This is a genomic window from Streptomyces malaysiense (assembly GCF_000980885.2).
Lineage (GTDB): Bacteria > Actinomycetota > Actinomycetes > Streptomycetales > Streptomycetaceae > Streptomyces > Streptomyces malaysiense.
This window is the reverse complement of the sequence record NZ_LBDA02000012.1, coordinates 192,101-204,899: the sequence shown is the minus strand read 5'-3', so window position 1 is coordinate 204,899 and position 12,799 is coordinate 192,101. Positions and strand designations below refer to the sequence as shown.

9 protein-coding genes are annotated in these 12,799 nt (G+C 72.5%); 3 read left to right on the top strand and 6 right to left on the bottom strand.

The window, feature by feature from the left end:
* The first annotated feature begins 27 nt into the window (after positions 1-27).
* Both VT52_RS06795 and VT52_RS06790 read left to right on the top strand, forming a co-directional pair.
* Complete coding sequence (locus VT52_RS06795; RefSeq protein ID WP_053055485.1) at positions 28-747, top strand: PhzF family phenazine biosynthesis protein; 720 nt, start codon at positions 28-30, stop codon at positions 745-747.
* Complete coding sequence (locus tag VT52_RS06790) at positions 639-1,526, top strand: NAD-dependent protein deacetylase (RefSeq protein WP_046420254.1); 888 nt, start codon at positions 639-641, stop codon at positions 1,524-1,526. Before VT52_RS06795 ends, VT52_RS06790 begins: the two co-directional genes overlap by 109 nt.
* A 65-nt stretch (positions 1,527-1,591) precedes the next feature.
* On the opposite strand, the gene VT52_RS06785 is transcribed toward VT52_RS06790, so the two are convergent.
* Positions 1,592-1,819, bottom strand: a complete 228-nt coding sequence (locus VT52_RS06785) for a DUF5133 domain-containing protein (RefSeq protein WP_046420256.1) — start codon at positions 1,817-1,819, stop codon at positions 1,592-1,594.
* A 272-nt stretch (positions 1,820-2,091) separates the two neighbouring features.
* On the opposite strand from VT52_RS06785, the gene VT52_RS06780 reads away from it, so the two are divergent.
* Positions 2,092-2,295, top strand: coding sequence for a cold-shock protein (locus VT52_RS06780; protein WP_037661210.1), 204 nt, complete (start codon positions 2,092-2,094; stop codon positions 2,293-2,295).
* 50 nt (positions 2,296-2,345) lie between these two features.
* Here VT52_RS06780 and VT52_RS06775 read toward each other — a convergent pair whose 3' ends face one another.
* The 5 genes from VT52_RS06775 to VT52_RS06755 form a co-directional block, all read right to left on the bottom strand.
* Entirely contained in the window at positions 2,346-2,933 is a 588-nt protein-coding gene (locus tag VT52_RS06775) for a hypothetical protein (RefSeq protein WP_046420259.1), read from the bottom strand.
* Positions 2,934-3,874: 941 nt separating this feature from the next.
* Positions 3,875-4,873, bottom strand: coding sequence for a type I glyceraldehyde-3-phosphate dehydrogenase (gap, locus tag VT52_RS06770; protein ID WP_046420261.1), 999 nt, complete (start codon positions 4,871-4,873; stop codon positions 3,875-3,877).
* A 108-nt stretch (positions 4,874-4,981) separates the two neighbouring features.
* Positions 4,982-5,938 (bottom strand): GlxA family transcriptional regulator, encoded by a 957-nt coding sequence (locus tag VT52_RS06765; protein WP_046420262.1) that lies wholly within the window; start codon positions 5,936-5,938, stop codon positions 4,982-4,984.
* 101 nt (positions 5,939-6,039) lie between these two features.
* A complete protein-coding gene (locus VT52_RS06760) occupies positions 6,040-8,484 on the bottom strand; it encodes a SpoIIE family protein phosphatase (RefSeq protein WP_420856264.1) in 2,445 nt (814 codons plus the stop codon).
* A 56-nt stretch (positions 8,485-8,540) separates the two neighbouring features.
* Positions 8,541-12,797 (bottom strand): HAMP domain-containing protein, encoded by a 4,257-nt coding sequence (locus tag VT52_RS06755; protein ID WP_046420265.1) that lies wholly within the window; start codon positions 12,795-12,797, stop codon positions 8,541-8,543.
* Between the last annotated feature and the right edge of the window lie 2 nt (positions 12,798-12,799).

The following is a 12,799-nucleotide window of genomic DNA, read 5'->3' as shown; positions in this document are numbered from 1 at the left end:
CGGTGACGGAGCGTCTGCCGTCGGCCGATGGACCTCCTGCGCTACGTGGCCTTCAGCAGCGACCCCCTGGGCGGGAACCCGGCGGGCGTGGTGCTGGACGCGGCCGGCGCCGACGAGGCGACGATGGCCGCCACCGCCGCCGAAGTCGGCTGCCCGGAGACGGCGTTCGCCGTGGCGCGCCCCGACGGCTCGCTCGGCATCCGGTGCTTCAGCCCGCGGGCCGAGGTGTCGTTCTGGGGCCACGCCACCATCGCGACGGCCGTCGCGCACGCCTCCCGGCACGGTGTCGGCCGCCTGCTGCTGCACACCCGGGCGGGACCCGTCCCCGTGACCACCACGACCGCCCCGGACGGCTCGGTGGCGGCCAATCCGGTCAGCGTCGAACCTCGTACGGCCGACCTCCGCGACGCCGACCTCGACTACGACATGCCGGCTCTCGGCGCCCTGATGGCGCGCCGGGGCTGGACGACCATCGCCCTCGTGCACCGCGAGTCGGACACCGTCTTCCATGCCCGCAACCCCTTCCCGCCGGGCGGCGGCCACGGCGTCTTCGAGGCGCCGGCCTCGAAGAGGGGTCCAGGCCGGACGCCCTGCCCCACGGGGGCGCGACACGCCCGGCGGCGTCCTAAGCTGCTGGCATGCGCATGCGTCCGATCGTCGGCCCCGTACCCGACACCGGTATACGTCCCGCCGGGGGGATGGACGAGATCGCCGGGCAACTGGCCGCCGGCGGGGTGGCTGTGCTGACCGGGGCCGGAATCTCCACCGAGTCCGGTATCCCCGACTACCGGGGCGCGAGCGGGCGGCACCGACGGCACTCCCCCATGACCTACCAGGACTTCGTCGCGGACGAGGAGAACCGGCGCCGCTACTGGGCGCGCGGCTACGTCGGTCGCCGCGCCGTCGCCGGGGCCCGGCCCAATGCCGGACACCACGCCGTACAGGCGCTGCGCGCCCGCGGGTACGTCGATGCGGTGATCACGCAGAACGTGGACGGACTGCACCAGGCGGCCGGGACGACGGACGCCGTCGCCCTGCACGGCAGTCTGGACCGGGTCGTGTGCCTCGGCTGCGGGACGATCAGCCCGCGCGACGAACTCGACGCACGGCTGCTCGCCGCCAATGCGGAGCTCCTGGCCGCGCAGGACGCCGCCGGGCTCCGGGTCAACCCCGACGGCGACGTCGAGCTCCCCGAGGGCATCGTGCGCGCGTTTCGCGTCGTGCCGTGCGGACGGTGCGGGGGCGTGCTCAAACCGTACGTGGTGTTCTTCGGCGAGAACGTGCCCGCGCCGCGCACCCGGCGCTGCTTCGAGCTGATCGACGCGGCCGGCTCCCTCCTGGTCCTCGGCTCGTCCCTGGCCGTCCTGTCGGGCCTGCGGTTCGTGCGCCGCGCCGCGAAGGACGGCAAGCCCGTCTCCATCATCAACCTCGGCCCGACGCGCGGCGACGACCTCGCACACGCGCACGCGGCGCTGCCGCTCGGCCAGGCCCTCACGGAACTGACCGAACGCCTCGGCATCGCCTGAGCCGGACCTCGCGGTGATCCGGGAGCGAACGCGGGCTCCCGTCCCGGTCAGGGGCCGCCCCGCCGTCAGGCGGACAGGAGGGAGTCGTCCTCGACACGGGCGCCGGGCAGGCGGTGGCGGGCCGCGACGAGGGCGGCGTCGATGTCACCGGTGCCGGTGGCCACACACAGCGTGTAGGCGATGTCGTCCATACGCCGCCGCACGTCCTCCCCGGCCTCCTCGGCGCGCAGAACCCGCAGGGTCTCGTACTGCTCGATCAGGTTCTTCAGCACGGCGGGATGCGCCATGAGCATCGTGAGCCTCCTTGTGGCCACCGATCACATGAGTTACACCGGCCCTTGTGCCCCGGCTCCGTTACGCCATTCCGGTCAGGACCGGCGACCTGCCCGGCGCGGCCGAACGGGGCGCGCAACGGGCTTTCCGCGACGACGCCACACCGACTTGCTGTGTCATGAGCCGGATAGCCGGCGGTGCTCGGGGTAGAAACGATGTCGGCTCCTACTGCCACGGGAGCCGAAGCGGCCCGGGACATGGGTGGCTTCCGGTATGAACGAAGGATCGATCGATGGCCAGCGGCACCGTGAAATGGTTCAACTCCGAGAAGGGGTACGGCTTCATCGCCCAGGACGGCGGCGGGGCTGACGTCTTCGCGCACTATTCCGAGATCCAGGGCGGTGGATTCCGCGAGCTCACCGAGGGCGAGCAGGTCACCTTCGACATCGGCCAGGGCCAGAAGGGGCCGCAGGCCCAGAACATCGTCCGGGGCTGACCGGCCGTACCCGTGACACACCGGGGCGGCCGCCGCACGGCGGCCGCCTCTCACGGGCCGCCGCGGCCCCCGAGGGCCAGGGCCTTGGCCGCGCGGCTCCGGTAGGCGCGGAACCGGCGCAGGTACGAGCGTGCCATGGGGCCCGGCGGGACGCCCCGGGCGAAGGCCCGCATATTGCGTTCGCCCGTGTTGTAGCCCAGGGCGAGCAGTTCGTCGCGGCTGTAGCGGCGCACGTGCCGCCGCGGAAGCGCGCGGTCGAGGTCCTTCAGGTGCAGCGCCGCCACCTGGACGGCGAAGGCGGGATCGTCGCGCAGGTCCTGCCACCGCCCCGGCAGGTCGTGCGCCCGGCGGACCCGCTCGAACGTCGCGCGGTGCATGTTGGCCACGCCGAAGGACGCCCCGGGCTTCCACCACTGCCACAGCCGTTCCAGCAGCGGATGGTGCGGCTTGTACGCCTCGTTGTGGAGCACCGTCATGACGAGCAGCGCGGACACTCCGGCTTCCCTGGCACCGCGCACCACGATCGCGGCGTAGTCGGCCGGGTCGTACCCGCCGGGCCGTATCGGCGGCACCCGCACCGCACCGCGGTCCTGCGACGAGAGCCCTTTCCCCGGCTCCACCGTCGATGGCCCGGTCATCCGCGCTCACCCCTTCCGCCCGCCCTCGCCGTCGGGTCTCCGCCCCGACGGGCGGGTCCATCGGCCTGCGGTGCGCCTTCCCGCCCGGACCGGCCCCAATCCAGGCGATGTACGACGGCTGCCGGAACCGGTCGGCGGGGCACGGTGCGGCGGCCCGGCGCGCTCCGCCGGCCGGGCGCGGCACGGGACGACGACCGGGCCTTCCGGCTCGTCCGCGGCCCGCGCTCGCGCGGTCCGGCGATGTCCCGTTCGTCGTACGCGGTGCGCGGCCGGTCGCCGTGACCGGGGATGTCCCCCACGGCGAAGTCGCGCCGACCATGCCGTGCGTACCCTGCCGGGAGCAGGGGCCCGCACGCGCCCCGGGGAGGGACTGAGCATGTGGTCGATCACTTCAGGTCCGGCGTTCCGGCGCTGGGCAGGCGCCGTCACGGTGGGCTCCGCCCTGGCGGCGGCCTCGGGATGCGCCGTTCCCGTCGATGCCGTCGCGGGCATCTCCGTGACCGCCGACGGTCATCCGCTCGGAGTCATGATGGTCTGCGGGCATCACATCGACGGCGCGACCCTGTACGTGGACGGTGAAAAACGGTTCGCTACGACAGCGTGTCGGAAGACGGCCGTGAATCCGCGGTCACCGTCTCCGTGACGGAGTTCAGGGCGAAGGCGTGCCGGAACGGGTGATGGACTCCAGCGGCGCCGTTCGCCACGAGGAGGCCGGGCGCCGCGCCCGCGTCGGACGCGACGAGGGGCCGGCGGCGACTCCCGCGAGCGCCGCCACCGCGAGCCGTACCGCGCGCTCCGCCACCGCGTGGTACTCGTCGCCCCCCCTCCATCGCCGTCGTCGCGGCGTGGACGAGGCTCTGGAGCAGGCGTGCCGTCCTGACCGGGGCGTCGTCGCCGAGGTCCCGCAGGGTGGTCACGAGGGGGTCGAGCGGTGCGCGGTGTCAGCGGGCGGCGAGGAGGGCGAGGGTGTCGATCACACGGTTCGAGAAGCCCCACTCGTTGTCGTACCAGGCGACCACCTTGACGTGGCGGCCGTCGACGCGGGTGAGGGCCGAGTCGAAGATCGAGGAGGCGGGGTTGCCGGTGATGTCGGAGGAGACGAGCGGGTCGTCCGAGTACTCGAGGACACCGGCGAGGGGACCTTCCGCCGCGGCGCGGTACGCCGCCAGCACGTCGTCGCGCGTCACGTCGCGGGCGACGGTCGTGTTGAGTTCGACGATCGAGCCCACCGGCACCGGGACGCGGATCGAGTCGCCCGACAGCTTGCCGTCGAGGTTCGGCAGCACCAGGCCGATCGCCTTGGCGGCGCCGGTCGTGGTCGGCACGATGTTGACGCCGGCGGCACGGGCGCGACGGGCGTCGCGGTGCGGACCGTCCTGAAGGTTCTGCTCCTGGGTGTAGGCGTGCACCGTCGTCATGAACCCGTGCTCGATACCGGCGAGTTCGTCGAGCACGGCGGCGAGCGGCGCCAGCGCGTTGGTGGTGCAGGAGGCGTTCGAGACGATCGTGTGCACCGCCGGGTCGTACGCGTCGGTGTTGACCCCGAACGCGAGGGTGACGTCGGCGCCGTCGGACGGGGCGCTGACGAGCACCTTCCGCGCACCGGCGTCGAGGTGGGCGCGGGCCGCCTTCGCCGAGGTGAAGCGGCCGGTGGCCTCCAGGACGAGATCGACACCGAGTTCGGCCCACGGCAGCCGCGCCGGTTCGCGCTCGGCCAGCACCCTGATCCGGCGGCCGTCGACGACGAGGGTGTCGCCGTCGACGGTCACCGGCCGCCCGAGCCGGCCGGCCGTGCTGTCGTAGGCGAGCAGCCGGGCGAGGGTGGCGGGCTCCGTCAGGTCGTTGACGGCGACGACCTCCAGAGCGCTGTCCCGTTCTAGCAGCGCGCGCAGCACATTGCGTCCGATGCGGCCGAACCCGTTGATGGCGATGCGAGTCATGTGTGGTGTCCCTTCCGTTCACCACCCAGGCTCGCCTGCGGCTCGCGAGCCCGACAGTGGCGGGATCGCCATGGTTCAAAAGGATTCCGCCACTCGGCGCACGGCGGCTCACTCGCCCCGGGTGAAGGTGCGCCGGTAGTCGCTCGGTGTGGTGCCGAGGATGCGCTGGAAGTGCAGGCGCAGGTTCGCGCCGGTTCCGAGCCCGACATCCGCGGCGATCTGCTCGACACCGCGCTGGGAGCGTTCGAGCAGTTCGCGGGCCAGGTCGATTCGGGCACGCATCACCCACTGCATCGGCGTGTAGCCGGTCTCCTCCACGAAGCGCCGGGAGAAGGTGCGCGGCGAGACCCCCGCCTGCCGCGCCAGGGAGTCGAGGGTGAGGGGCTCGTCGAGCCGGTGCAGCGCCCATTCGCGGGTGGCCCCGAAGCGCTCGCCGTGCGGTTCGGGGACGCTGCGCGGCACGTACTGGGCCTGGCCGCCGCTGCGGTACGGCGCGGCGACCAGGCGCCGGGCCGCGTGGTTGGAGGCGGCCACGCCGATGTCGCCGCGCAGGATGTGCAGGCACAGGTCGATTCCGGAGGCGGCGCCGGCCGAGGTGAGCACGCTGCCCTCGTCCACGAACAGCACGTTCTCGTCGACCCGGACGAGCGGGTACCGGGCGGCGAGTGCCTGTGTGTAGTGCCAGTGCGTCGTGGCGCGCCTGCCGTCGAGCAGGCCGGTGGCGGCGAGCGCGAACGCCCCCGTCGAGATGGCGGCGAGTCGCGCGCCCCGCTCATGGGCGGCGACCAGGGCGTCGACGACGGCCCGCGGCGGGTCCTCGCGGTCCGGGAACCGGTACCCGGGCACGAAGACGATGTCGGCCCACGCGAGCGCGTCCAGGCCGTGGGCGACGTGGTACGCGAGCCCGTCGCCCCCGGCCACCGGCCCGGACGCCGCGCCGCACACCCGCACCTCGTACGGCATGCTCGCGCGGGTCGTGAACACCTGCGCGGGAATCCCGACGTCGAGCGGCTTGGCGCCTTCGAGGACGAGGACGGCGACACGGTGCAGGCGGGAGGCGGACACAGGAAGAGGTTACGTGGGGCGTGACCTCGCCGTGCCCCACGTGACGACGGCTGGTGGACCGCTTCCTCCGGGCCGGTTCCCCGGGCCCCGGCCGGCGGTTCTCAGTCCACCCGGATCCCCACGATGCACGTGTCGTCGTCGGTGTCCGACCTGCTGTAGGTGAGCAGTCTGTCCAGTTGCTGGTCCAGGGTCCGGGGGCCCGTGCGGGCGGTGTCCAGGAGGTGGGTGAGGGATTCCTCCACCGAGCGGTCGCGGCGCTCGATCAGGCCGTCGGTGTACATGAGCAGGGTGTCGCCGGCGGCCAGTCGCAGTTCGGTCTCCTCGTAGACCGCCTCCGGGAGCGCGCCCAGCAGGAGCCCGCTGAGGATGGGGAGGGGGGTGGCCTCCCGCTCGCGGACCAGGACGGGGGGCAGATGCCCGGCCCGTGCCCAGCGCAGGGTGCGGGTCTCGCCGTCGTACAGCCCGCACACGGCGGTCGCGGTGACGGCGCCCGTCAGATGGTGGGCGACGATGTTCAGCCAGGACAGCAGCTGGGCGGGCCCTGCTCCGGTGACGGCGAGGCCGCGCAGCGCGTTGCGCAGGACGACCATGCTGGTGGCCGCCTCGATGCCGTGTCCTGCGACGTCGCCGACGCACAGCAGGACGAGACCCGAGGGGAGCACCACGGCGTCGTACCAGTCGCCGCCGACCAGATGTTCCGTCTCGGCCGGCCGGTAGCGCACCGCCACCTGGATGCTGGGCACGCGCAGCGGTGCCTGGGCGGGGGGCATGATCGCGTGCTGGAGCTGGAGGGCGAGCCGGTTGCGCTCGGCTGCCTGCTGCTCGGTGTGGGCGAGCTGGTCGCGGGTCGCGGCGAGGGCGACCTCGGTCCAGTGCTGGGCGGAGATGTCCTGGTAGGCGCCGCGCACGCCGAACAGCTGGCCGTCGGTGTCGAGTACCGGTTCCGCGACCAGGCGCATGTGCCGGGACACCCCGTCGGGCCGCTGCAGCCGGAACGCCGCGGAGGCCGGCCGGCGGTGGTGCAGCAGGGTGCGCAGGAACCGCCCGATCTGGACGGCGTCGTCCGGGTGGGAGTAGGCGGGCAGCTCCTCCAGGGCGACCGGGGAGCTGGTGGCCGGGCGGCCGTAGAGGCTGAACAGCTGGCCGTTCCAGGTGATCTCACCGGTCAGCAGGTTCTCCTCGAAGCCGCCGATCCGGCCGAGCCGCTGGGCGTGCTGGAGCAGGCTGGCCAGGCGCGCGGTCTCGTCCTCGATGCGCCAGATGAGCAGCAGGCTGGAGCCGTGGCGGCTGATGCTGATGTCGGCGACCGCGGAGAGCGGGACCTGGTCGACCAGCGCGGTGAGCCGCACGCGCTGGGCGCGGAACGGCTCGCCGGTGGCGTAGACCCGCTCCACGCGCTGGAACAGCTCGCTGGTGCCGGCCGCCATCGGATACGCCTCCAGCAGCAGGGCGCCGCCGATGACGGCCCGCGGCCGGCCCGCCGGGTCGAGGAAGCGGCTGTTGACGTGCTGGATGCGGAAGTCGACGAGCCGGCCCGCGCCGTCGAGGTGCGGCACGAGCACCAGGGCCGGGTCGTGCAGTCCGTCCGCGAGGTCCATCAGCTCCGCGACGTCCGGCATGACCCGGGATTCCGGGCGGGGCACCGCGGAGGGGACGAAGTCGTCCAGGGTGTGCGCGCACAGTTCGGCGAGTGTCTCGACCTGACGCAGCACCGGGCGCGGCAGCGGCTCCTCGGGTCTGGGCCAGGCGATCTCCAGGACGCCGTGGATGCGGCCGCCCGCACCGGCGGGCACGGCGATCCGGGCGCCTTCCGTGTAGTCGCGCCTGCCGATGGTGGGCAGCCCGGACCCGGCGAGCGAGGGCAGCCACTGGCCGCCGGGTTCGGTCAGGCCCCGGCGGGCCACCGTGGCCACGTCCGGCGGGACGTAGCACCAGCGGGCCGCCTCGGCGGAGGTGAAGCCCGCGCTGCCCGCGAGGGTCAGCGAGCCGTCCGAGCCGGCCGCCCAGATGGCCACGGCGACGGCGCCGAGCGGGCGCAGGGCGTGTTCGAGCAGGGAGGCGGCCATCGCCTCGGTGTCGTGGGCGGCCAGCACCCCGCTCTCGGCGGCGCGCAGCCGTACGGCGGCGGAGTCCTCGTCGGGGCCGCCGAGGTCGGCGGTCGTGGAGAGGAACGCCTCGGTCACCTCGGCGACCCGGTCCCTGGCGGCCTGGTTGATGACGTCCACCGCGAGTTCCAGCGGTGTCACCTGCGCCTGTTCGGTCAGTTCGGCGAGCTGCCGGGCGGCCTGGGCGGGGCCGCAGCCCAGGCGCTCGACCAGGATGCCCTTGGCCAGTTCGATCAGCGCCCGGCCCTCGGCCTCCGCCTGCGCGGTCCGCACCTCGCGGCGCAACCGCTCCACGGTGGCGGCGAGCCTGCCCACCGGGGAGTCCGCCGGCACGTCGGCCGCCACCGGGGCGTCCACCGGCGGCAGCGGGGCGGGCTGGGCCGGCACACCGCTCGGCGTGTCGGGCGGCGTAACGGGGTCGGCGGGCGGCTGGATGGTCACCGGACGGGTACTCCTCGGCCTGCGGAAGGACGGTTGCGCGATGTCGTCGTCCGGTTTCATGCGGGCAGCCAACGCCGGACGCAGGCGATGAGGTCGCGGGTGTCCACGGGTTTCGTCACGTAGTCGCTGGCGCCGGAGGCGAGGCTCTTCTCCCGGTCGCCCTGCATCGCCTTCGCGGTGACCGCGATCACCGGCAGGTCCGCGTACCGGGGCATGCCCCGGATCTCGGCGGTGGCTGCGTAACCGTCCATCTCGGGCATCATCACGTCCATCAGGACCAGTTCGACGTCCGGGTTGTTCAGCAGCGTCTCGATGCCCTTGCGGCCGTTCTCCGCGTGCAGGACGCGGAAGCCGTGCAGTTCGAGGATGCCGCTGAGCGCGAAGAGGTTGCGCGCGTCGTCGTCGACGACGAGAACGGTACGGCCGCGGGTGTGGTCGTCGACCAGGTCCGGGGTGTGCTGGAGTTCCTCGCCGCGGACGAAGGTGAGCACCTCGCCGGGTTCCTCGGCGGACAGGTGGAGGGCGATCCGCTCCCGCAGTTCGTCCAGACTGGAGAGGTACTCCAGCGACCCGCCCGGCTCCGCCTGCGGGTACTCGGCGCGGTGGGAGCCGTTGTGCACCAGCACGGGGACACCGGCGAGGGCGGAGTCGCCGTGCAGCGCCGCCAGGAACCGGGCCGACTCCCCGTCGGGGGCGCCCAGTTCCACGACGACGCAGTGGCAGGGTTCGGCGGCGAGGGAGCCGGCGGCCTCCTGGGCGCCGACCGCGGTGATGATGTCGACGGGGATGCCGTCGCAGTGACCGTGGTCGAGGTCACCCACGACGCTCTCGGCGACCAGGGTCAGCAGGCCGCGCGGACGTTCCTCCACGACGAGCAGCCTGCGGGCGCGCTGCCGCTTGGCGGAGGCGAGGGGCGGTGCCGCCTTGAGCTCGTGCGCGGCGGTGGCGTCCGGGTGCTCCTGTGCGGCCGGTTCGGCGGTGCCGCGGACGCCGCGCAGGTGTTCGTCGAAGTCGGGCCGGGCCACGGGCAGGAACAGCGTGAAGGTGCTGCCCTTGCCCGGTGTGCTGTCCACGGTGACGGCGCCGCCGAGCAGATGGGCGATCTCCCGGGTGATGGACAGGCCGAGCCCGGTGCCGCCGTACTTGCGGCTGGTGGTGCCGTCCGCCTGCTGGAACGCGCCGAAGATGCTCTCCAGCTGCTGCTCGGGGATGCCGATGCCGGTGTCCTTCACCCGGAAGGCGACCACGGCGCCGCCGCGGACCACGGCACGGGGCACCTCGTCGTCGGCGGCGGGTTCGACGCGCAGTTCGACCCCGCCCTGTTCGGTGAACTTCACCGCGTTGGACAGCAGGTTGCGCAGGATCTGGCGGAGCCGGGAGTCGTCGGTGAGAAGGTCGGCGGGCGCGCCGGCCGACGTGGTGACCGTGAAGCCGAGGCTCTTCTGGGAGGTCATCGGCCGGAAGGTGGCCTCGACGTACTCGATGAGCTGGCGCAGCGGGACCCGCTCCGGGGTGACGTCCATCTTGCCGGCCTCGACCTTGGACAGGTCGAGGATGTCGTTGATCAGCTGGAGCAGGTCGGAGCCGGCCGAGTGGATGATGCCCGCGTACTCGACCTGCTTCGGGGTGAGGTTGCGGGAGGGGTTCTGGGCGAGCAACTGGGCGAGGATGAGCAGGCTGTTGAGCGGGGTGCGCAGCTCGTGGCTCATGTTGGCGAGGAACTCGGACTTGTACTTGGAGGCGAGCGACAACTGCTGGGCGCGTGCCTCCAGTTCCTGTCGGGCCTGCTCGATCTGGAGGTTCTTCCCCTCGATGTCGCGGTTCTGCTCGGCGAGCAGCGAGGCCTTCTCCTCCAGTTCGGCGTTGGAGCGCTGGAGTTCCTCCTGCTGGGCCTGCAACTCGGCGGAGCGGGACTGGAGTTCGCTGGTGAGGCGCTGGGACTCCTCCAGCAGTTCGTCGGTGCGGGCGTTGGCGACGATCGTGTTGACGTTGACGCCGATGGTGTCCACGAGCTGCTGGAGGAAGTCCCTCTGCACGGTGGTGAACCGGGTGACGGAGGCCAGTTCGATGACGCCGAGCACCTGCTCCTCGAAGAGGATGGGCAGCAGCAACAGGGCGGTGGGCTCGATCTGCCCGAGCCCGGAGGAGATGGTGACGTACCGGGGCGGCAGCTCGTCGACCGCGATGGTACGGCGGCTGCGCGCGGCCTGTCCGACCAGGGAGCGGCCGAAGGGGATCCGCTCGGGGCGCTCGTCCTCGTCGGGGCGGCCGTAGTCGCCGACGAGCCGCAGTTCGGGGCCCGAGGCGGCGTCCTCGGCGAGGTAGAAGGCACCGTACTGGGCGGACACCTGGGGCACCAGCTCGTCCATGATCAGCTCGGCCACCACGCGCAGGTCGCGGTGGCCCTGCATGAGGCCGGAGAGCCGGGCGAGGTTGGTCTTGAGCCAGTCCTGTTCCTGGTTGGCCCGGGTGGTCTCGCGCAGGGACTCCACCATGGAGTTGATGTTGTCCTTGAGGTCGGCGACCTCGCCGGAGGCGTCGACGGTGATCGAGCGGGTCAGGTCGCCCTCGGCGACGGCACTGGCGACGTCCGCGATGGCGCGGACCTGCCGGGTGAGGTTCCCGGCGAGTTCGTTGACGTTCTCGGTGAGCCGCTTCCAGGTTCCGGAGACGCCCTCGACCTCGGCCTGGCCGCCGAGCCGGCCCTCGGTGCCCACCTCACGGGCCACGCGCGTCACCTCGTCCGCGAACGCCGACAGCTGATCCACCATCGTGTTGATGGTCGTCTTCAGTTCGAGGATCTCGCCGCGCGCGTCGACGTCGATCTTCTTCGACAGGTCGCCCTTGGCCACGGCCGTGGTCACCAGCGCGATGTTGCGCACCTGGCCGGTGAGGTTGTTGGCCATGGAGTTGACGTTGTCGGTGAGGTCCTTCCAGGTGCCGGCCACGTTGGGCACGTGAGCCTGGCCGCCCAGCCGGCCCTCGGTGCCCACCTCGCGGGCCACGCGCGTCACCTCGTCCGCGAACGCCGACAGGGTGTCGACCATGGTGTTGATGACGTCGGCGAGCGCGGCCACCTCGCCCTTGGCCTCCACCATGATCTTCTGCGAGAGGTCGCCCTTGGCGACGGCCGTGGCGACCTGGGTGATGGAGCGGACCTGCCCGGTGAGGTTGGAGGCCATCACATTGACGTTGTCGGTGAGGTCCTTCCAGGTGCCGGCCACCCCGCGCACCTGCGCCTGGCCGCCGAGCCGGCCTTCGGTGCCCACCTCACGGGCCACGCGCGTCACCTCGTCCGCGAACGCCGACAGCTGATCCACCATCGTGTTGATGGTGCTCTTCAGCTCCAGGATCTCGCCCCGCGCGTCCACCGTGATCTTCTGCGACAGATCGCCCTGCGCCACGGCCGTGGCCACCTGGGCGACGTTGCGCACCTGCGCGGTCAGGTTCCCGGCCATGAAGTTGACCGAATCCGTGAGGTCGCGCCAGGTGCCCTTCACACCCTTGACGTCCGCCTGGCCGCCGAGCCGGCCCTCGGTGCCCACCTCACGGGCCACGCGCGTCACCTCGTCCGCGAACGCCGACAGCTGATCCACCATCGTGTTGATGGTGCTCTTCAGCTCCAGGATCTCGCCCCGCGCGTCCACCGTGATCTTCTGCGACAGATCGCCCTGCGCCACGGCCGTCGTCACCTGGGCGACGTTGCGCACCTGCGCGGTCAGGTTCCCGGCCATGAAGTTGACCGAATCCGTGAGGTCGCGCCAGACGCCGGCGACGCCCGGGACCTGCGCCTGGCCGCCGAGCCGGCCCTCGGTGCCGACCTCGCGGGCGACCCGGGTGACCTCGTCGGCGAAGGCGGAGAGCTGGTCGACCATCGTGTTGACGGTCTCCTTCAGCTGAAGGATCTCGCCCCGCGCGGGAACGTCGATCTTCTGCGACAGGTCGCCCTTGGCGACCGCGGTGGCCACCTGGGCGATGTCGCGGACCTGGGTGGTGAGGTTGCCCGCCATCGCGTTGACCGAGTCGGTCAGGTCGGCCCAGGTGCCCGAGACCCCCGGCACCTGCGCCTGACCGCCGAGGGTGCCCTCGGTGCCCACCTCGCGGGCCACGCGGGTGACTTCGGAGGTGAACACGGACAGCTGGTCGATCATGCCGTTGAAGACGGTGGCGATGTCGCCCATGAGGCCCGGGGAGTCGTCCGGCAGCCGGGTTCCGAAGTCCCCGTCACGGACGGCCGTCAACCCCGCGAGCAGTCTTCTCAGTTCCTCGTCGCCCGGTACCGCGTCGGTCGTCCCGGTCGCCTTGCCGGTCATGC